Origin of the sequence: Paracoccus methylovorus (assembly GCF_016919705.1) — a bacterium.
Taxonomy (GTDB): domain Bacteria; phylum Pseudomonadota; class Alphaproteobacteria; order Rhodobacterales; family Rhodobacteraceae; genus Paracoccus; species Paracoccus methylovorus.
In genome coordinates this window covers 105,299-126,509 of the sequence record NZ_CP070369.1, presented here as the reverse complement: position 1 = coordinate 126,509, position 21,211 = coordinate 105,299, and the positions used below count along the sequence as shown (strand labels likewise).

The 21,211-nt window shown below is 65.3% G+C and carries 16 protein-coding genes; 8 read left to right on the top strand and 8 right to left on the bottom strand.

The features are described from left to right. Position 1 precedes the first annotated feature (1 nt). From JWJ88_RS11485 to JWJ88_RS11450, 8 genes are all read right to left on the bottom strand, one after another. The gene (locus tag JWJ88_RS11485; protein WP_205295484.1) at positions 2-1,858 is read right to left on the bottom strand and encodes an FUSC family protein; all 1,857 of its coding nucleotides are present in this window, start codon (positions 1,856-1,858) and stop codon (positions 2-4) included. Further along, positions 1,855-2,316: a MarR family winged helix-turn-helix transcriptional regulator gene (locus JWJ88_RS11480; RefSeq protein ID WP_205295483.1), complete on the bottom strand. Its 462-nt coding sequence runs from the start codon at positions 2,314-2,316 to the stop codon at positions 1,855-1,857. Before JWJ88_RS11480 ends, JWJ88_RS11485 begins: the two co-directional genes overlap by 4 nt. Positions 2,317-2,415: 99 nt before the next feature. Further along, the gene (locus JWJ88_RS11475; RefSeq protein ID WP_205295482.1) at positions 2,416-4,554 is read right to left on the bottom strand and encodes a 3'-5' exonuclease; all 2,139 of its coding nucleotides are present in this window, start codon (positions 4,552-4,554) and stop codon (positions 2,416-2,418) included. Then, positions 4,551-4,916 carry a response regulator transcription factor gene (locus JWJ88_RS11470; protein WP_205295481.1) on the bottom strand — a complete coding sequence of 122 codons (366 nt, stop codon included), beginning with the start codon at positions 4,914-4,916 and terminating at the stop codon, positions 4,551-4,553. Before JWJ88_RS11470 ends, JWJ88_RS11475 begins: the two co-directional genes overlap by 4 nt. Continuing rightward, positions 4,913-7,612: an ATP-binding protein gene (locus JWJ88_RS11465; RefSeq protein ID WP_205295480.1), complete on the bottom strand. Its 2,700-nt coding sequence runs from the start codon at positions 7,610-7,612 to the stop codon at positions 4,913-4,915. The genes JWJ88_RS11470 and JWJ88_RS11465 overlap by 4 nt, the downstream gene beginning before the upstream one ends. After that, positions 7,609-7,860 carry a hypothetical protein gene (locus JWJ88_RS11460; RefSeq protein ID WP_205295479.1) on the bottom strand — a complete coding sequence of 84 codons (252 nt, stop codon included), beginning with the start codon at positions 7,858-7,860 and terminating at the stop codon, positions 7,609-7,611. Before JWJ88_RS11460 ends, JWJ88_RS11465 begins: the two co-directional genes overlap by 4 nt. Further along, complete coding sequence (locus tag JWJ88_RS11455; protein WP_240200253.1) at positions 7,857-9,305, bottom strand: putative nucleotidyltransferase substrate binding domain-containing protein; 1,449 nt, start codon at positions 9,303-9,305, stop codon at positions 7,857-7,859. The genes JWJ88_RS11460 and JWJ88_RS11455 overlap by 4 nt, the downstream gene beginning before the upstream one ends. Before the next feature lie 243 nt (positions 9,306-9,548). Beyond that, the gene (locus JWJ88_RS11450) at positions 9,549-10,874 is read right to left on the bottom strand and encodes an MFS transporter (protein WP_205295478.1); all 1,326 of its coding nucleotides are present in this window, start codon (positions 10,872-10,874) and stop codon (positions 9,549-9,551) included. A 223-nt stretch (positions 10,875-11,097) separates the two neighbouring features. Here JWJ88_RS11450 and cyoA point away from each other — a divergent pair, with 223 nt between their 5' ends. The 8 genes from cyoA to JWJ88_RS11410 all read left to right on the top strand — a co-directional run bounded on the left by cyoA (position 11,098) and on the right by JWJ88_RS11410 (position 21,200). Next, positions 11,098-12,300 (top strand): ubiquinol oxidase subunit II, encoded by a 1,203-nt coding sequence (gene cyoA / locus JWJ88_RS11445; RefSeq protein WP_205295477.1) that lies wholly within the window; start codon positions 11,098-11,100, stop codon positions 12,298-12,300. A gap of 12 nt (positions 12,301-12,312) precedes the next feature. After that, complete coding sequence (gene cyoB / locus JWJ88_RS11440) at positions 12,313-14,319, top strand: cytochrome o ubiquinol oxidase subunit I (protein ID WP_205295476.1); 2,007 nt, start codon at positions 12,313-12,315, stop codon at positions 14,317-14,319. A 3-nt stretch (positions 14,320-14,322) separates the two neighbouring features. Beyond that, entirely contained in the window at positions 14,323-14,940 is a 618-nt protein-coding gene (gene cyoC / locus JWJ88_RS11435; protein WP_205295475.1) for a cytochrome o ubiquinol oxidase subunit III, read from the top strand. Continuing rightward, positions 14,940-15,320, top strand: a complete 381-nt coding sequence (gene cyoD, locus JWJ88_RS11430; RefSeq protein ID WP_205295474.1) for a cytochrome o ubiquinol oxidase subunit IV — start codon at positions 14,940-14,942, stop codon at positions 15,318-15,320. The genes cyoC and cyoD overlap by 1 nt, the downstream gene beginning before the upstream one ends. Then, positions 15,317-16,030 (top strand): SURF1 family protein, encoded by a 714-nt coding sequence (locus JWJ88_RS11425; protein ID WP_205295473.1) that lies wholly within the window; start codon positions 15,317-15,319, stop codon positions 16,028-16,030. Before cyoD ends, JWJ88_RS11425 begins: the two co-directional genes overlap by 4 nt. A gap of 198 nt (positions 16,031-16,228) precedes the next feature. Then, entirely contained in the window at positions 16,229-18,031 is a 1,803-nt protein-coding gene (locus JWJ88_RS11420; RefSeq protein ID WP_205295472.1) for a PHA/PHB synthase family protein, read from the top strand. A 97-nt stretch (positions 18,032-18,128) separates the two neighbouring features. Beyond that, positions 18,129-20,831: an HAD-IC family P-type ATPase gene (locus JWJ88_RS11415; protein ID WP_205295471.1), complete on the top strand. Its 2,703-nt coding sequence runs from the start codon at positions 18,129-18,131 to the stop codon at positions 20,829-20,831. A gap of 81 nt (positions 20,832-20,912) precedes the next feature. Then, complete coding sequence (locus JWJ88_RS11410; RefSeq protein ID WP_205295470.1) at positions 20,913-21,200, top strand: hypothetical protein; 288 nt, start codon at positions 20,913-20,915, stop codon at positions 21,198-21,200. Positions 21,201-21,211: the final 11 nt, after the last annotated feature.

Here is a 21,211-nt window from a genome sequence, read left to right as displayed (position 1 = left end):
ATCAGCCGATGGGCGGCAACTGCCGCAACCCGCTTGCCGCCCGCCGCAAGGTCTGCGCGTCCACGCCATCCAGACGCCGCGCCAGCCTGTCCAGACTGCGGGGCGTGCGGTCGCCGCTACTGGCGATACGCTCCAGCCGCCGGCAGACCAGTTGCGCGGCGCGACGGGTGGCGGCCGAAGTGTTGGGGTCGGCCACAAGCTCGTGACAGCGCATCACAGCATGGGCCAGCGTCAGGATGGTCAGGCTTTGCATCAGCGCACGGTCCCGCGCACCGGGCAGCCGCTCGGATATCCGCACCAGCCGCAGTGCGCGGTGATACAGCCGCGCCTGCCAGACCGGGCGACGCGCCAACGCCTGTGGATCACGGGCAATGGCCGCCAGATCGCGCAGCATCATCTGCACCAGATGCCCCCGCCGGCGTTGCAGGCTGACCGGATAGATCAACCGATAGCCGACCCAGGCCGTCAAGGGCGCGGCCAGAATCGCCACTCCCCTCAGCAGGATATCCGACAGCCCCTCTTGCAGCGGCAGATGCGGTTGCGACATCAGCAGCAGGATCATGCTGTAATCCGTGGCCCCCAGCACGGTCCGGCGATGCGCCACCAGGATCGGCGCCAGCATGAGGAACGGCACCAGCATCAGGATCTGTTGCAATTCCGTCTGCGCCAAAGGCCACAGCAGCCGGTGGCACAGGATCGCGGCGATCACGCCAAGCGCCTGCCCGGCGCCGACATAGCGCATCATCCGGGCCGGGTTTTCGAAGGTCGAGAATAGCGAGATCATCACCGACAGGCCCAGCAGCATGAAGGGACCAAGGCTCCAACCCGTCACCAGCCAGATCGCGCCGAAAAGCAGCATCGCCCCGCCGGCCCGCAGAGCCGCCTCGCGCGCGCCGATCCAGTCGCGGTGCAGCACAACGAGAGGAGCCGTCGAGGTCGCGCCGTCGGCAGCCTCGGGCGCATCCCAGTCGCGCAGCGCCCCGGTCAACCCCTGCACCAGATGACCCGGATCGTCGCAATCGTCCAAGGGCAGGTTTTCAAGGATACGCCGTGCATCGGCCATATCGCCGCGATCCCGCGCCCCGGCCGCATCGGACAGCCGCGCCGCCAGCGGTGCGGGCAAAGGGGGCGCGCCTTCGGCCCGCAACAGCAGCGGCAGGGCGGCCAGCAGCACCGCCCGGCAGGCCCGCACCTCGCGCCGCGAACGCAGCGACCCGGCCGCGTGGGGATCAAGGCTTTCCTCCAGCGCCGCCATGCGCGACAAAAGCGCACCGCCACCCCCGGCCGGTTCGGCCAGATGGCGCAGCAGGTCGGCCAGAAGGTTGCGGATACGGGCGCGCAGATCGGCGGCATCCCCCTGCCCGGCAAAGAAATATCCGGCCAGCGTCGCGACCAGAACGCCGGTCAGCACCGTGGCCAGCCGGTCGGCCCCCAAGTGCAGCACCTGATCGGGATGCGCCGTATCCAAAAGCGCCACCATCGAGGCGGAATAGCCCGCCAGCACCGTGCCATAGGCGATCAACCCGCGCTGAAGATTGCCGGCCCAGGTGCAAAGCCCGACCCAGAATGCAAGCCCCGCCACCATGATCGCCGGATGCAACTGCATGCCCAGCACCAGAAACACGCCGACGACCGTGCCGATCAGCGTGCCCGCAAAACGGAAGAACCCCTTTTCAAGCAATTGCCCGCGCAACGTCTGGGACGCGGCCCAGACCGACATGCCCGACCATTGCGGATGTTCCAGCCCCATGGCCCAGGCGACCACCACCGCAAGGCAGCAGGCCAGCGCCGTGCGCGTGGCAAACAGCAGCCTTGCCCTGTCAAAACCGTTCCGCTGCAGCCAGCTCGCTTCGCTCATCCCTGCTCGCCCGCCAGTCTTGCGGCGACGCGCGCCTCGATCCGGGACAGGTTGTGCATCATGCCCTCGACCGTGGCTTCGTCCAGATCGGCCAGCAGGTCCATTTCGATCCGGTCCAGCATCCGGCGCACGCGTAGAACCTCGGTCCGGCCCGCGGGCGTCAGCAGGATGCGGCGGGCGCGGCGATCAGCGGGGTCGGGCCGGCGCTCGACCAGACCACGGCCTTCCAGCAGGTCCAGCAACCTGACCAGAGTCGAACTGTCCAGCGCCAGCCGCCCGGCAAGCTCGGTCTGGCTGATGTCGTCGCCACCTTCCGCCAGATGCACCAGCGGGGCCCATGTGGCATCGGTCAGCCCCGCCGAGGCAAGGGCATGTTCGACTGCGCGCCGCCACTGGCGGGCAAGCGTCACGAAATAGCGCCCGAAACGGACGCGCGCAGATCTGGGAGGAGTCGTCATGAAAATATATGTAGGTCAAAATAGTTTTTATTACAAACTATTTTGACCATCAATCATCTGGGCGAAAGAGCAGCGCGGCTGTTGACCACCCTGCGCGGGTCAATAGCGCAGCCGCGCGTAATAAGAGTTCTGGGCCTCGGCCCGTGCCTGCCCCAGCGTGACGATGCCGCGCGCCTGCAACAGCGGCAAAAGCCGCATGAACACCTCGGCCGTGACCAGAGCGTCGCTGGCGGCATTGTGGCGAAGGGTGATTTCGACCCCCAGCCGCGCGGCAATGGCCTCAAGCGACTGCGAGGGCTCGTGCGGCTGCGCGATGCTGGCCAAAAGCAGCGTGTCCAGCACCGGCTGGTCAAAGCGCACCCCGGTCGCCGCCTCTTTCAACTGCAGGAAGCGCATGTCAAAGGCGACGTTATGGCCAACCAGAACCGTGTCCGAGGCATAGGCGTGAAATGCCGGCAACACCTGGGCGATACGGGGCTGGCCCTGCACCATTTCAGGCAGAATGCCGTGATAGGGGATGGATTCCTCGGGGATCTCACGGCCGGGATCAACAAGCTGGTCGAAACGCTCGCCGCGCAGGATCTTGCCGTTCACGATCCGCAACGCGCCGATCTGGATGATCTCGTCGCCCTGTGCCGGGTTCAGCCCCGTCGTTTCGGTGTCGAAGACGGTATAGGTCAGTCGCTCCAATGGCTGGTCGTCCAGAGAGCGGCTGGAATCACTGGCCGCGAACAGGTCGAAATCATAGAACTCGGGGCGCGCCTCCAGCGCCTCGGCCTCGGGGCCCGACAAGGCGGTCGGCAACAGAAAGCGGAAAAAGGACAGTCCGGCCGGGCGATCCTGTTCCAGCCACAATTCGCCGCCGTGGCGTTCGGCGATGTCGCGGGCGGTGACATCGTGATCGCCATTGCCCATGGCGCCGGCAGCGGGCACGGCGGCATCAAGCGGCCAGACCAGATCAAGATGCGCCCAGCCCGGCGTAGCGGCAGGCGCAAGGCGCAGGGTCAGCGCCGGCATACCGCGCGGCCCGGCCAACTGTCCGGCCAGTGCGCCAAGCGCCTGAATCAGCGAAAAACTGTCCACCCGCAGCCACAGCCCTTCATCGGCGGACACGACCTTGGCGACCCGCCCGGTCTGGGCCAGCACATGCTGTGCCGCTGCCGCCAGAAGGTCGTCACCCAGCATCTCTTGCAACGGCCAGCGGGTCAGGATCTCTTGCGAGGCATCCTCGGTCAAGGTCTGCAGCCGCTGGCCCATGGCCGCCACCTCGTCGCGGACGATGGCGTGAAAGCCGTCGCGCTCGGCCGGTTCCAGATCGGGATAGTCCAGCATGTCCAGCGCCGCCTGCATATTGGCCAGCGAGGCGCGGCTGGCCTCGGTCAGTTCGGTCAGGCGGCGGTCGCGGCGGGACTGGCCGGCATAATCCTGGGTAATATCGCCAAGCAGCAGCACATAGCCACTGATCGCGAGGGCCTCGCCGGCCTGCGGGCGCACCGGGGCCAGCACAACATGCAGCAGGCTGCCGGAGGGCGTGGTGGTGACGAATTGCGCCGACACCGCCGCCTCGCCACGCGCGATATGGCGGTCCACGGTCTCGCGCGCATGTTCGATCAGAGCACGGTCGATGACGCCGTGGATCGAGCGGCCCAGCCCGATCAGCTCGGCCCCGCCTGCCATCTGCTGTCCGCCCAGGACGCGCTGAAACAGGCTGCGGGTATGGTCGTTGTAAAGCAGGATCCGGCCGTCGAGATTGCACACGATGACGCTCTGGCGCAGTTCGGCCATCAGCGCGCCAAGCTGGTCGCGTTCCTGCGCGACCTTTTGCTGCGCCTCGGCCACCAGCCGGGCCATATCGCCCTGCAAGGTCTGGCGCTGGTCGGCCAGTCGGTTGATCGCCCCGGCCAGTTCGCCAAGGGCGCCGGGCGCAGTCGGCTGCAACCGGGGGGCGGCGGCATTGTCGGCCAGCAGCCGCGCCGCATCGGCCAGCCGCGCCGGGGTCTGGACGTGCTGGGCATAAAGCCGGACCGCAAGCCAGCCCGCCAGCGCCGAGCCGGCCAGCCACCAGCCGAACAGGATCGCACCGCTGCCCTGAACTGCGGGGAGAAGCGCCGAAAACAGCCCGTCGCGCTGTCCTGGCGGCAGCGTCGCGTAAAACAGCACCGCCCCCCCAAGCACCCACATCGCCAGCGCCAACCCCGGCACGGCGACAAGCATAAGGCGGTGCAGGCTGAACTTCATGCCAGCATCTCGCGAATGCGCACGATCAACTCGCGGGTTGAAAAGGGTTTCGTGACATAGGCATCCGCCCCCGCACCCATGCCGCGGGCAATATCGGTGTCGCGGCCCTTGGCGGTCAGCATCAGGATGCGGGTGCCAGCCAGATCGGGATCGGCGCGCACGGTTTCACAGACTTCAAAACCGCTCATGCCCGGCATCGCCGCATCCAGCAGCACCAGCCGCGGCCTGTCGCTGCGGATCATCGCCAGCGCCTGCGTGCCATCAGGGGCAACCAGCACCTCGTAGCCTTCGCGTTTCAGCATGAACGACAGCGAGACGACAATATTCGGCTCGTCATCCGCAATCAGCACCCTGTCTGTCATCGGACCCTCCCTTGATTGCGAAGCGGCAGGCTGAAGGCGAAGCACGCGCCTTGGCCCGGCGGGCTGTCCAGCCATATCCTGCCGCCCAGATTAACAACGATCTGCCGGCTGATCGGAAGCCCAAGCCCCGTGCCGGACGGGCGGTTGCCGGCCTGGCCGCCCTGACGGAATTTTTCGAACACGGTGGGCTGATCGGCAGGCGCGACGCCGGGGCCGTTGTCGCGCACCGTGACCACCAGCTCATCCCCCTGAACACGCAAGGCGACTTTGACGTGGCCGCGCCCCTCGGGGACGAATTTCGCGGCGTTCGACAACAGGTTCACCAGCACCTGTGTCAGCCGGTCGGCATCGGCCAGCACCATCGGCACCCGGTCGGGCAGGTCCAGCACCACCTGCGCCCCGCGCTCGCGGAACAGTTCGGCAGTGGCACGCAAGGCCGCGACGATCAGCGCCTTCATGTCCACGTCGGTGTTGTGCCATTCGGCCATGCCGGATTCGATCTTGGCAAGGTCCAGCACCTGATTGACCAGCCGGCTCAGCCTTTCGCTTTCGGTCAGGATGATGTTCAGGAACTCCTCGCGCTGTGACGGCTCGACGTCGGGCGTGTCCAGCATCAGTTCCGTCAGCGCCCGGATCGAGGTCAGGGGCGTGCGCAATTCATGCGTGACCGAGGACATAAAGTCGTCCTTGAGCTGGTCAAGACTTTTCAGCTTCTCATTGGCCTCGCGCAGTTCGACCGTCGCCAGTTCCAACTCGTGGGCATAGGTACGCACCTGCGACGCCTCGTCGATGATCTCCAGCACGTCGCGCAGGCTGAGCGGCTCTTCCTGCGCCACCGATTCGATCATCACCCGGGCCGAGGCGGTGCCGATCGCGCCGGCAATCTGGCGCTCGACCCGGTCGACCAGCCGCGCGTCGGCGGTCAGACTGTCCAGCGCCGTGCCGGTTTCGCGCGCATGGTCGCGAAACACCGCCTCGGCCCGCGCGGCACCCAGAAAGCGACCCGCCAGCCGGCGCAGATCCTCCAGCCGGGCACGGCCGCGCCAGAACACCGGCTGCGCCTGCCCGCGCTGGAACACATCGACGAACAACAGCGCCTGACTTGCCTCGCGCGCCGAGGCGCGACCGGTCACCGACAGGCCCACGTAAAGCGAGATATTGACCAGCAGGCTCCAGAACAGCGAATGGGTCAGGTCGTCAAATCCCCCAAGCCCGAAAAGGCTTTGCGGCGCCAACAGGCCAAATCCGAAGGGGCCGTCCAGAAATCCCGCCGGAATCCAGCCCGAACGGGCGACCGAGGGCAGCATCAAGGTATAGGCCCAGACCAGCGAACCGCCCAGCAGCCCGCCAAGCGCCCCGGCCCGCGTTCCCCCCTGCCAATACATTCCGCCCAAAAGCGCCGGCGCGAATTGCGCCACGGCGGCAAAGCTGATGAGCCCGATCGAGACCAGCGCATAAGCCTCGCCCGCGACGCGGAAATACAGATAGCCCAGCAGCAGCACCAGCAGGATCGCGGCGCGGCGGATGTTCAGCAAAAGCCGGGTCAGGTCGCCACCGGTGCGGGCAAACCGCCCGCCGCGCAAAAGCGCGGGCATCACCAGATCGTTGCAAACCATGGTCGAGACCGCGACGGTTTCCACGATAATCATGCCCGTCGCCGCCGAAAGCCCGCCCAGATAGGCCAGCAGCGCCAGCCACCCGACGCCTTGCGACAGCGGCAGCGTCAGGACATAGCTTTCCGCCCCCGCCCCGCCGTCGCCAAAAATCAGCATACCGCCGATGGCGATAGGCAGGACAAAGATGTTGATCAGCAGCAGATAGGCCGGAAACATCCACGAGGCACGCAGGATATGCCGCTCGTCCACGCATTCCACCACCATCATCTGGAACTGGCGCGGCAGCAGCAGTACCGACAGCATCGACAAAAGCGTCAGCGCAAACCATTGCGCACCCTGAAAACCCTCGAACCCCTGCCCGCCAAGGTGCAGCAGCCCGGCGATGTCGGGCTGGGCCTGCGCACGCGCCCAGATATCGCCCATGCCGCCGAAAAGCCCGTAGGTGACAAAGATGCCAACCACCAGAAAGGCCCCCAGCTTGACCGCGGATTCAAAGGCGATGGCGGCGACCATCCCCTCGTGCCGCTCGGACAGGTCAAGGTGGCGGGTGCCGAAAACCACCGCGAAACCCGCCAGCGACAGCGCCATGTAAAGCGTGCCGTCGCGCCACCATGCCGCGTCCGGCTGGCCGTGGCCCCCGGTCAGCGCTTCATAGCCGGCCGAGACCGCCTTTAGCTGCAAGGCGATATAGGGCAGGATGCCGACAACGGTGATCAGCGTCACCAGCGCGGCCAGCAGCGGGCTTTTGCCATAGCGGCTGGCAATGAAATCCGCGATCGAGGTGATGCGATAGCTGCGCGCGATCCGCACCATCTTGCGCAGCACCAGCCACGCCAGCAGCATGGCCAGCATCGGTCCCAGATAGATCGGCAGGAACCAGACCCCGCCCGAGGCAGCTCGGCCCACGCTGCCGAAATAGGTCCAGGCCGAGCAATAGACCCCCCAGGACAGCGCATAGACAAGGCTGTTGTCGATCAGCGAACGTCCCTGCCCGGCGCGGCGGTCGCCATGCGCCGCCACCGCGACCAGCAAAAGCAGGTAGCCAAAGGAAACCGCAAGGACGAGGCCGGGCTGGATCATCCGTCCTCCCCGGGTCCACGGTCGCCGGACTCGCCCGGCGGCGGCCGCCTTGCGGCCTTTGCGCTGACCGCAGCCAGCGCCGCGATCAACCCGGCCCAGATCGCAAACAGCGCCACCGGCAACAGCGGCAGGCCAAAGACCGTGACCGGCCGCCCCCAGATCAGCAGCAGCGGAAAGTTGAACAGCAAGAAGCCAGCGCCGCACAGCGCCAGCAATACCTGGGCCGAGGGTCCGTCGCGCCGTCTCATAGCAGGTCCAGGTGGTAGTGCTGGCCCAGCCATTGCTTGAAATCGCGCACGATATTCAACGAATCGCGCAGGGCCTGACGATCCAGCCGACCCAGTTCGGTCGGGCGGATGCTATTGTCGGGCGGCTGGCCGCGGGTGATCTGGGCCAGATTGCTGTCCAGCTTCAGCCCCATCATGCAATGCAGCGCATCGGCCAGATCGCGCGCCAGCCCGCCGTCGATCCGCCCCGCATCGGCCAGCGCCTGCAAACGGGCGCGAGTGCCGGGCGCGGCGACGCCATATTCCAGCGCCAGTGCGCGGGCGCCATGCACGACGGGAAAGATGCCCAGCTTTTTCAGGTCGATCTCGGCAGCCTCGCGGCCGCGCAGCCCCGGCATGCGGCGCCACCAGCCACCCTCTCCGCCACTGTCGAACTGCCGGATCGCCGCGGCAAAGCTTGCGTAAAAGCTGTCGCTGCCGGTCAGCATCCGTCGCAGCCGGTCCTGCACGGCGGACAACAGGCTTTCGTCCCCGGCCACGGCAGCCGCGTCCAGAAAGATCGCCAGATTCATCGGCCCCTCGGGATCGCCGCCATGGATCCAGTCGCGCAGGGTATCGCCAAAGGACTGCACGCTTTGGCACCACAGCGGCCGGCTGAGCATGATGCCCCCCGGACAGGGCGGATAGCCAAAGGAAATCAGCGCATCGGTAAAAGCCTGCGTGACCCGGTCCAGCCCGTCGAACGAGAAATCGTCGCGCAGGATCAGCGCATTGTCCTGATCGGTGCGGATGATCTGTTCGGACCGCCCCTCGCTGCCCATGACGATCAGGCAACTGTTGTCGCGCAGGACCTGCGGGGCCAGCATCTGCCACAACCGGCGAAAGATCTGCCGGTTCAACCGACCGACCAGCCCGGCGATGACCTCGATGCGCACGCCGTCCTCGTGCAGCACGCGGATCAGCACCTCGACCTGCGCGGCAGGTCTGGCCAGTTCGGCCGGGCTGGCCGCCCGCGCGATCTCGGCCGAAATCAGATGCGTCTGATTGGCCAGAAACCCCATCAGGTCAAGCTGGCTGAGGATGGCGACCACCTGATCGCCGTCACGCACCAGAACACGGTGGATCCGGTGGCGCAGCATCAGCATCATCGCGTCGTAAAGATCGTCCTCGATGCCGACCGACCAAGGGGTGAACTTGGTAAATTCGCGCACTTTCAGCGCGGCGGGGGGCGTGTCGCGCAAGACGGCCTGCACCAGATTGGTCGTGGTAAAGATGCCAAGCCAGTCGCCGTCGCGCACCAGCGCATCGGCAATGCCACGCGCCGCAAGCTCACCGCAGAGCGTCACCAGATCGGTATCGGCATCGACGAAGTGCGGCTTGCGCAGGATGGCGTCGCGCACCCTTGCGGTCAGCATCGTCAACATCTCGCGCTGGTCCTGACCCGACGCCTGTTCGCCGCCCGTCATCGCAGGCGCCCCTGTCGCAAGATGCGCGCAGGCCATACTGATGCTTCAGAGGAATCCCGCATGGATCTCTGCCCCCTCCCAACCTTGTCATCGCGCCCGGCGCAGCCTTGTGGGGCTGCGGCGGGCGCCAATCCGGCGTTCCTCCTGCCCGCAATACATTGATAAGCCTAAGCGCGGGCGTTTCACAACATCCTTGCCGCGCGGCATTTTATGCAAGGGGACAGAACAAGGGCAGAGGTGGGCCTAGCGGTCGACGGCGCGGAACTCCAGCTTGCCGGACATCAGGATGGCGATGGTCGAGCAGATCGCCCCCGACAGCAGGTAAAGCCCCGCCGCCGACAGCCCCAACCAGGTCGAAAGCAGCAGCGCGGTCAGCGGCGCGAAACCGGCGCCGAACATCCATGCCAGATCCGACACGATGGCCGAGCCGGTATAGCGGTTTCGCGCCTCGAACAGCGACGCCACCGCGCCCGAGCTTTGCCCGAAGCTGAGGCCAAGGATGAAGAAACCGGCGATCATATAGACCAGTTCGCCGGTCTTGCCCGCCGACAGCAGCAGCGGCGCCAAGGCCGCGAAACAGCCAATCAGCAGCGCGCCGACCAGCAACAGGTTGCGCCGGCCAATGCGGTCGGCCAACCAGCCCGACAGCAGGATGGCGACGATACCAAAGCTGGCGGCCACGGCCTCGATAATCAGGAAGCTCAGCAGCGTCTCGTTGGTGTAAAGATAGATCCACGACAGCGGATAGACCGTCACCATATGGAACATCGCAAAGCTGGCCAGAGGCACGAAGATGCCGATCAGCACCGCACCGCCGTCCTCGCGCAGGGTCTTGCCGATGCGGGTCGGCTGCAATTCGCGCGATTCGAAAAGCTCGGCGAATTCTTCGGTCGCAACGATGCGCAGCCGCGCGAACAGCGCCACCACGTTGACCGAAAATGCGACAAAGAACGGATAGCGCCAGCCCCAGTCCAGAAAATCCTGCGCCGTCAGGTTGGCCGCCAGATAGGCGAACAGCAAACTGGCGACGATCAACCCGATCGGCGCGCCCAGTTGCGGCAACATGGCGTAAAAGCCGCGACGGTCGCGCGGCGAAGTCAGCGCCAGCAGCGAGGACATGCCGTCCCACGCCCCCCCAAGCGCCAGACCCTGCGCGATGCGCAACGCTGCCAGGATGATGATGGCCCAGACGCCCGCGCTTTCGTAGCTGGGAATCAGGCCCATCGCGACGGTCGCGGTTCCCATCAGGAACAGCGCCACCGTCAGCTTGGTCACGCGCCCGTGTCTTCGGTCCAGGCTCATGAACATCACGCTGCCCAGCGGCCGGGCGATAAAGGCCAGAGCCAGCAGCGCGAACGACAAAAGCGTCCCGGTCAGCGGATCGACAAAGGGAAAGATCCGCTGCGGAAAGACGATGACAGCCGCGATGGCAAAGACGAAAAAGTCGAAGAATTCCGACGTGCGGCCGATGATGACGCCCACGGCGATATCCGAAGGCGAAACCCTGTGGCGGCCGTGTGATGTCGGGGCGGCCGACGGTGCGGCGGGCGTTGAAGATGTCGTGTTCATATGTCCGAGGAATCCGATGCGATGCAGATTCTTGCCGGGATGGGATAGATTCACCCGCCGCGGCGTTTCCGTCCCTATTGGTGCAGCAAGCAGGCGGCAAACAGCATAGGACAAAACGTCGCATGGCGAGTTTGATCGAAATCAAGGTAATTCAATTTGTGCCCTGTCGCAGCGCCGCGACTCAGCCGTCCGTAACTGTCGCTCACCGACATCGGGTAGTCCAATGACTCACATAAGAAAATTCGCCAACCTGGCATGGCTTGGCCTGTTGATTCCCCTTGCTGCATGCAAGGCCGAGGTTCTGGCCCCCGCCGGGGACGTGGCCACGCGCCAGCGCGACCTGCTGGTCATCTCGACTTTGCTGATGCTGTTGATCATCATTCCGGTGATGGTGATGACCGTGATCTTCGCACGCCGTTACCGCGAAAGAAACCGCCAGGCCGAATATAAGCCCGACTGGGACCATTCGACAAAGCTGGAGTTCGTGATCTGGGCATTGCCGCTTTTGATCATCGTGTCGCTGGGGGCGCTGACCTGGGTTGGCACGCATCTGCTGGACCCCTATCGGCCGCTGGACCGAATCAGCGCCGACCAGCCCATGACCGAGGCGCATGAGCCCCTGCCGGTGCAGGTGGTGGCGATGGATTGGAAGTGGCTGTTCATCTATCCCGAACAGGGCATCGCCTCGATCAACGAAATGGCGGTGCCGGTGGACCGCCCGGTCGAATTCACCCTGACCTCGACCTCGGTGATGAACGCGTTCTACATCCCCGCGATGGCCGGCATGATCTATGCCATGCCGGGGATGGAGACCAAGCTGCACGGCGTCTTCAACAATCCCGGCGAATATCAGGGCATCGCCTCGCATTACTCGGGCCACGGCTTTTCCGGGATGCGTTTCAAGGCGCTGGCGACGGACGAGGCGGGCTTTGACGCCTGGGTGGAACAGGTGCGCGCCACGGGCGAAACGCTTGACCGCCCACGCTATCTGGAGCTGGAGGCACCTAGCGAAAACGTGCCGCCCATGCCCTTTGCGCAGGTCGATCCGCAGCTTTTCGCGCGCATCGTCAACATGTGCGTCGAACCGGGCAAGATCTGCATGGCCGAGATGATGGCGCTGGATGCGCAGGGCGGCACCGGGCTGGCGGGCACGATGAACGTCACCCAACTGACCTACGACAAGCATGAGCGCCGCGGCACCCGCGCACCCGTGCTGGGATGGAAGCCCTTTCAGGTCGCCTCGTTCTGCACGCCCGAGGATTCGGCGCTGATGTTTGGCAAATCGCCCGAACTCGCCCGCGCGCCCGTGGACATGACGCCCATGCGCGGCCATGCGCTGGTGCCGCCGAAAGGGCCGTTTTCCCCGTCGAATGACAATTCAGTCACGCTGCTGGACCCGGCCTCGGGTCAGGCGCGGAACTTCTGATCGGACGCAAGCATGGCTACGTTTTCAAACGAAACCACCTTTCTTCTTGGCCGGCTGAACTGGGACGCGATCCCGAAAGAGCCGATCGTCTGGGCGACCTTTGCCGTCGTGGCCCTTGGCGGCCTTGCGGTACTGGCGGCGCTGACGAAATACCGGCTGTGGGGCTGGCTGTGGCACGAGTGGTTCACCTCGGTCGACCACAAGAAGATCGGCATCATGTATATCGTGCTGGCGCTGATCATGTTCGTGCGCGGCTTTGCCGACGCCATCATGATGCGGTTGCAGCAGGTCTGGGCCTTTGGCGGCTCCGAAGGGTATCTGAACGCGCATCACTACGACCAGATCTTTACCGCCCATGGCGTCATCATGATCTTTTTCGTGGCGATGCCGTTCATTACCGGGCTGATGAACTATATCGTGCCGCTGCAGATCGGGGCGCGCGACGTGTCCTTTCCCTTCCTGAACAACTTTTCGTTCTGGATGACGGTGGGCGGCGCGATCATCACCATGGCCTCGTTGTTCGTGGGTGAGTTCGCGCAGACCGGCTGGCTGGCCTTTCCGCCGCTGTCGGGCATCGGCTACAGCCCATGGGTCGGGGTCGATTATTACATCTGGGGGCTTCAGGTCGCGGGCGTGGGCACGACGCTGTCGGGCATCAACCTGCTGGTGACGATCCTGAAGATGCGGGCGCCGGGCATGACGATGATGCGGATGCCCATCTTCACCTGGACCTCTTTTTGCGCCAACATCCTGATCGTCGCCTCGTTCCCGGTGCTGACGATGACCCTGATCCTGCTGACGCTGGACCGTTATGTCGGGACCAATTTCTTTACCAACGATCTTGGCGGCAATCCGATGATGTATATCAACCTCATCTGGATCTGGGGCCACCCCGAGGTCTATATCCTGATCCTGCCGCTATTCGGCGTATATTCCGAAGTCACCTCGACCTTCTCGGGCAAGCGGCTGTTCGGCTATTCCTCGATGGTCTACGCCACCGTCTGCATCACGGTGCTGTCCTATCTGGTCTGGCTGCACCACTTTTTCACCATGGGGTCGGGCGCCTCGGTCAACTCGTTCTTCGGGATCACCACGATGATCATCTCGATCCCGACCGGGGCCAAGCTCTTCAACTGGCTCTTTACCATGTATCAGGGGCGCATCCGCTATGAGCTGCCGATGATGTGGACCGTGGCCTTCATGCTGACCTTCGTGATCGGCGGCATGACGGGCGTGCTGCTGGCCGTGCCGCCCGCCGATTTCGTGCTGCACAATTCGCTGTTCCTGATCGCGCATTTCCACAACGTCATCATCGGCGGCGTGGTGTTCGGCCTGTTCGCGGCCATCAACTTCTGGTGGCCCAAGGCCTTTGGCTTCAAGCTGGACGTGTTCTGGGGCAAGGTTTCGTTCTGGTTCTGGGTCGTGGGCTTCTGGGTCGCCTTCATGCCGCTTTACATCCTGGGCCTGATGGGCGTGACCCGGCGGCTGCGGGTGTTCGAGGACCCCGACCTGCAGATCTGGTTCGCCATCGCCGCCTTTGGCGCGGTGCTGATCGCCTGCGGGATCGCGGCCATGTTCGTGCAGTTCGGCGTGTCGATCATGCGTCGCGACCGCCCGGAATATCGCGATGTGTCGGGCGACCCATGGGATGGGCGGACGCTGGAATGGGCGACCTCGTCGCCGCCTCCGGCCTATAACTTCGCCTTCAATCCGATCTCGCACGGGCTGGATAGCTGGTGGGAGATGAAGCGAGAGGGCGCAATCCGTCCCACTGCCGGCTTCATGCCGATCCACATGCCGAAGAACACCGGCACGGGCGTCGTCATCGCCGCGCTGGCGACGGTCTGCGGCCTGGCGCTGGTCTGGTATATCTGGTGGCTGGCGGCCCTGAGCTTTCTTGGCATCATCGCCGCGAGCATCGCCCATACCTTCAACTATGATCGCGACTATCACATCCCCGTCTCGCAGGTTCAGGCGACCGAGGATGCCCGCACGCGTCAGCTTGCGCAGGGGGTTTGAGACATGAGCACCGCATCCACCAATCCCATCGCCCGCTATTGGCAGCTTGAACCCCATCACCACCCCGAGGGGTCCTCGACCAGCCTGGGCTTCTGGGTCTACCTGATGAGCGACTGCCTGATGTTCGCGGTCCTGTTCGCGGTCTATGGTGTGTTGGCCAACAGTTTCGCGGCCGGACCCGGACCCAAGGACCTGTTCGATCTGGAACTGGTGGCGGTCAACACCGCCATGCTGCTGCTGTCCTCGATCACCTTCGGCTTCGCCATGCTGGCGATGGGCAAGGGCGATAAAGCGGGCACGCTGCGCTGGCTGCTCGTGACGCTGTTCTTCGGCCTGTGCTTTCTGGCCATCGAGCTTTACGAGTTCCACCACCTGATCCACATCGGCGCCGGCCCGCAGCGGTCCGGGTTCCTTTCGGCCTTTTTCGTGCTGGTGGGCACGCATGGGCTGCATGTCACCTTTGGCTCGATCTGGCTGGTGACGCTGATGGTGCAGCTAAGGCGCAAGGGGCTGATCACCGCCAACCGACGCCGCATGGTCTGCCTGTCGATGTTCTGGCACTTTCTGGACGTCATCTGGATCGGCGTCTTCACCTTTGTCTATCTGCTGGGGATGATCTGATGTCCGACACACACGCACATCACGACGATCACGATCACGGCCATGCCCACGGCAGCTATGCCGGCTATATCAAGGGTTTCGTGCTGTCGGTGATCCTGACCGCGATCCCCTTTGGCCTTGTCATGGCGGGCGGTTTCGACAGCCGCGCCCTGACCGCCGTTACGGTGATCGGCTTTGCCGTGGTGCAGATCCTGGTCCACATGGTCTATTTCCTGCACATGAACGGCACCCAGGAAGAGGGCTGGACCCTGCTTTCGACCATCTTCACCATCGTGGTGGTGGTCATCCTGCTGGCCGGCTCGCTTTGGGTCATGTATCACATGAACAATAACATGATGCCGCAGATGAACCACGAGCTGATGCAGGGTCTGGGCTCGTGACCCGGGCGGGGGGTGCAGGCCCCCTGCGCAGGTGGGCCGTCATTGCCGGCGCGCTGGCGGTTTTCGCAACGCTTTGCGCGCTGGGGGTCTGGCAGGTGCAGCGCCTTGCGTGGAAAACCGACCTCATCGCGCGGGTCGAGACGCGGCTGGCCGCCCCGCCGATCCCCGCCCCCGGTCCCGCCGAATGGGCGGGGCTCGACCCGCGCGATGCCGAATATCGCCGGGTCGAGGTGACGGGCAGCTTTCGCACAAACAACGACACGCTGGTCAAGGCGGTGACGGAACGCGGGCCGGGTTTCTGGGTGATGACGCCGATGCAGACCCCGCAGGGCTGGCTGGTGCTGGTCAATCGCGGCTTCGTCGCCGACACGGCCCGCGACGACCGCCCCCTGCCGGACGGCAAGGTAACGGTCACGGGCCTCATGCGTATCAGCCAGCCGGGCGGTGCCTTCTTGCGCGCAAACGACCCCGAGGCCGGTCGCTGGTATTCGCGCGACACCGCCGCCATCGCCGCGACACAGGGGATCGGTCCGGTTGCGCCCTATTTCATCGACGCCGACGCCGGAGGCACTGACGCGCAACCGGTCGGCGGCCTGACCGTGATCCGGTTTCGCAACAGCCATCTGGGCTATGCGCTGACGTGGTTTTCGCTGGCGGCGCTTTGGGCAGGCTGGATCATCTGGGCCCGGCGCCGGGTCCCGCACGGCTGAACAGGTGCGGCGTTTCCGGGCAAGCGCTGGACAAGACCGGGAAACTCCGGGCATCTTGACTTGAATCAACGTCGGTCGGGCGCGATATCCGCAAGGGTGGCGCATAAGGCGTTCGCGCCACCATGACGGGAGTTTCGGGCGGATCGCCTGCGCCAACAGCCCGGCTTCCCGCCCCGATCAACCGCCGAGGAGACGCCCATGAAGACGCCGACCAGCGCATCGACACCGCCCGCCGCCTCTGCCGATCTGCCTCCGGTGCCTTGCCCCGAGCCTTTGGGACGCGAGGTGTTCCGCACCCTCGACCGCATGCGCGAGGCGATGGCGGGGCAGTTGACCAACGGCCTGTCTCCGGCGGCGTTGACGCTGGCCCTGCAGGACTGGAGCATGCATCTGGCCGCAGCACCCGGCAAGCGGCTGGAGCTGATCGACAAGGCCAACCGCAAGGCCGCGCGCCTGCTGTGCCATATCGTTGCGCGGACCCTTGACCGCGAGACCCCGGATTGCATAGAACCGCTGCCCGGCGATTACCGCTTTGCCGCCGAGGGCTGGAAGAAACCGCCCTTCAGCATCTGGGCGCAGGCGTTCCTGTTGCAGCAGCAATGGTGGCACAATGCCACGCATGAGGTGCCGGGGATGAACCCGCATCACGAGGAAATCGTATCCTTCGCGGCGCGGCAGATGCTCGACGTATTCTCGCCCTCGAACCTGCCCTTTACCAATCCCGAGGTGATCGCCCGCACCATACAGACCGGCGGCATGAATCTGCTGGACGGCATGCGCAACTGGACCGAGGACATGGTCCGGCAGGCGGCGGGCCGCCCCCCGGTCGGGGCCGAGAATTTCGTGGTCGGCAAGGATGTGGCGGTCACGCCCGGCAAGGTGGTTTATCGCAACCACCTGATCGAACTGATCCAATACGCCCCCACCACCGAAACGGTCATGGCCGAGCCGATCCTGATCGTGCCGGCGTGGATCATGAAATATTACATTCTGGACCTGTCGCCGCAGAATTCGCTGATCCGGCATCTGGTGGCGCAGGGTCATACGGTCTTTTGCATCTCGTGGCGCAACCCGGGGGCCGAGGATCGCGACCTGACGCTGGACGACTATCGCCGGCTGGGGGTGATGGATGCGCTGGATGCGGTGAACGCCGTCCTGCCGGAACGCAAGGTTCATGCCGTGGGCTATTGTCTGGGCGGCACGCTGCTGTCCATCGCCGCTGCCGACATGGCGCATGGCGACGACGACCGGCTGGCCAGCCTGACCCTGCTGGCGGCACAGACCGATTTCACCGAACCGGGCGAGCTTGCGCTGTTCATCGACCACAGCCAGTTGCACCTGCTGGAAAGCATGATGTGGAACCGGGGCTATCTCTCGGCCGACCAGATGGCCGGGGCGTTCCAGCTTTTACGCTCGAACGACCTGATCTGGTCGCGGATGGTGCATGACTACCTGATGGGAGAGCGCACGCCGATGATCGACCTGATGGCGTGGAATGCGGATTCGACGCGCATGCCCTATCGCATGCATGCCGAATATCTGCAGCGGCTTTATCTGGACAACGAACTGGCCGCCGGGCGCTTCATGGTCAACGGCCGCCCCGCCGCGATCCAGAACATCCGCGTGCCGATGTTCGTCGTGGGAACCGAACGCGACCACGTCGCGCCATGGCGCTCGGTCTTCAAGATCCATTACCTCAGCAATACCGAACTGACCTTTGTGCTGACCAGCGGCGGCCATAATGCCGGCATCGTCAGCGAACCGGGACGGCCGCGGCGGCGCTATCGCATCGCCCAGCGGCCCGCAGGCGGCCGCTGCCCCAGCCCCGACAGTTGGACCCAGACCGCCGAGGCGCGGCCCGGATCGTGGTGGGAAGGCTGGACCGAATGGCTCGCCATCCATTCCGCCCCAGACCGCGCCGCACCGCCGGCGATGGGTGCAGCCAAGGCCGGCTATGCGCCGCGGGCCGATGCGCCCGGCACCTATGTCATGCAACGCTGATGCCGGCGCGGGTCCAGACCCCCGCCCCACGCAATGAACCGACAAGCCCATGCCGCCAGACACGACGAAAGGCAGGCGACTGCCGAAGGAGAGCCCGATGAAGCCCGCCGATCTCGCCCCGGACGAATCCGCCGCATGGCATGCCCTGACCGGCGACGAGACCTGCGCGGCACTGGCGACAAGCCTTGACGGGTTGGGGCAGGACGAAGCCACGCGGCGGCTGGACCGCTTTGGCCACAACGAGCTGCCGCCCGCCGCCCGCACCCATCCGGTGCTGCGGTTTCTGGCCCAGTTCAACAACGCCCTGATCTATTTCCTGCTTTCGGCGGCGGTGGCCGCCATCGCGCTGGGGCATATCATCGACGGGGCGGTGATCGTCGTCGTCGTTCTGATCAACGCCGTGGTCGGCTTTATCCAGGAGGGCAAGGCCGAACGCGCGCTGGACGCGATCCGCGACATGATCGCCCCCCATGCCGTCGTCGTGCGCGGGGGCGAGCGGCACACGCTCGACACCCGGTTGATCGTGCCGGGCGACATCGTGGTTGTCGAGGCGGGCGACAAGGTGCCCGCCGATATCCGCCTGTTGCGGGCGCGCGGGCTAAGCGCGGATGAGGCGATCCTGACCGGCGAATCCGTCCCGGCCGAAAAGACCGAAAGGTCCGTTCCCCCCGACGCCGCCTTGGGTGATCGCGCACCGATCCTGCATTCCGGCACCCTCATCACCACCGGCCAGGGCACCGGCGTCGCCATCGCCACCGGCCCACGGACCGAGATCGGCCGCATCTCCGGCATGATCGGGGCGGTGCAAAGCCTGACCACGCCGCTGCTTGGCCAGATCAACGCCTTTGGCACCCGCTTTACCTGGTTCGCCATCGCCACCGCCGCGCTGCTTTTCGCCTTTGCCACGCTGGCGCGGGATTATGCCCCGCTGGATGCGCTGATGGTGGTGGTCGCGCTGGCGGTCGGCGTGGTCCCCGAGGGGCTGCCCGCCGTCATCACCATCACCCTTGCCCTTGGCGTGCGCCGCATGGCCGCGCGCAATGCCGTGGTGCGTCGGTTGCCGGCGGTCGAGACGCTGGGCGCGACGTCGGTGATCTGCTCGGACAAGACCGGCACGCTGACCCGCAACGAAATGACCGTGCGCCATCTGGTGACCTCTGCCAGCGTGACCGCGGTTTCCGGTTCAGGCTACGCACCCGAGGGCGAGCTTGCGGACCCGCAAGGCGCGGCACCTGTGCCGGACGTTGACCGTGACATGCTGGTCCATGCCGGGCTTTTGTGCAACGACGCCCGGCTGGTGCAAAGCGGCGATCAATGGGCGGTGCTGGGCGACCCGATGGAGGGCGCGCTGGTCGCCGCCGCCGCCAAGACCGGCCTGCATCCCGAAACCCAGCGCGCCTTGTGGAACCGACTGGACGAAATCCCCTTTGACGCGCAGCACCGTTTCATGGCGACGCTGCACGACGACCCGCAGGGCGGCCGGCGCATCTTTGTCAAAGGCGCGCCGGAACGGGTTTTGGCCATGTGCGCGGATCAGGCGGCGGGTGGGACCACGCGGCCCCTTGATCCGGGCTATTGGCAGGAATGTATCGACGCCTGCGCCTCGGGGGGCGAGCGGGTGCTGGGCTTTGCCAGCATGGCCGTCGGCACCGACACCGAAAGGCTGGATTTCGCGATGGTCGAGGGCGGGCTGACATTCCTTGGGCTTGCCGGCTTCATCGACCCACCCCGGGACGAGGCCATCGCCGCCGTGGCCGAGTGCCGCTCGGCCGGGATCGCCATCAAGATGATCACCGGCGACCACCAGGGCACGGCAGCGGCCATCGCCCGCCAGCTTGCCATCGCCGACGATCCCAGGGTGATGGAGGGTGCGGCCCTTGACGGCATGCCGGACGAGGAACTGCGCCGCGTGGTCGAAAATATCAGCGTCTTTGCCCGCGCCACGCCCGAACACAAGCTGCGCATCGTCGATGCCCTGCAGGCCAACGGCCATATCGTCGCCATGACCGGCGACGGCGTGAACGACGCCCCGGCCGTCAAGCAGGCCGATGTCGGCGTCGCTATGGGCCGCAAGGGTACCGAGGCCGCCAAGGAGGCGGCGCAGATGGTGCTTCTGGACGACAACTTCGCCTCGATCGTCGCCGCGGTCCATGAAGGACGCACCGTCTATGACAATATCCGCAAGGTGATCGGCTGGACGCTGCCCTCGAACGGGGGCGAGGTTTTGTGCGTCATCCTGGCCATCATCCTGGGCCTGACCCTGCCGATGACCGCGGTGCAGATTCTGTGGATCAACATGATCCTGACCGTCACCCTTGGGCTGGTGCTGGCCTTTGAACCGGCCGAGCCCGACGTGATGCGCCGCCCACCCCGGCCGCGCGACGCCCCGATCCTGTCGCGCTTTCTGCTGTGGCGCATCGGCTTCGTCTCGTTCCTGTTCATGCTGGGGGCCTTTGGCATCTTCGAATATGCCCAACGCCGCGGCTATGCCATCGAAGGCGCACGGACCATGGTGGTCAACACGCTGGTCGTGATGGAGATCTTTTATCTGTTCAACGTGCGCTACCTGCACCGCACCTCGTTCAGCCTGATCGGCGCCATGGGCACGCCGGCGGTGCTGGGGGCCATCACGGTGGTGGTCGCGGCGCAATTGCTGTTCACCTATGCGCCCTTCATGCACGATCTGTTTGACAGCGCCCCGGTGGCTTTTGTGGACGGGTTGGTCATTCTGCTGGTCGGCGTGGCGACCATGACCATTCTGGAGATCGAAAAGATCCTGACACGCAGACTGAATCTGTAAAGGCGGCGGTATTCGACCCCGGATTGATTTTGTTCCCTGTATGTTCTATATTGGAATCATGATCAGCAAGGGAGATCCGCGATGGATGCCACCACCTTTGCCCTGCCGGCCACACCGCGCCAGATCGCCTATGCCCGGTCGCTGGCGCTGAGAAACCAGACCTTGCTGCCTTGGGAAGTGCAGCAGGATCGCCGCACGCTCAGCGCATGGATCGAGGCGCAGGCGCGGATAAGACCGGCCACGGGGCTGCCGACATCAAAACAGGTCGCCTTTGCCGAGCGTATCGCCCGGCTCAAACGGCGCGCCGTGCCCGACGAATGCTTTCGCGACCGGCAGTTGCTGTCGCGCTGGATCGACAGCAACCGCTGAGCGGGCTTCGG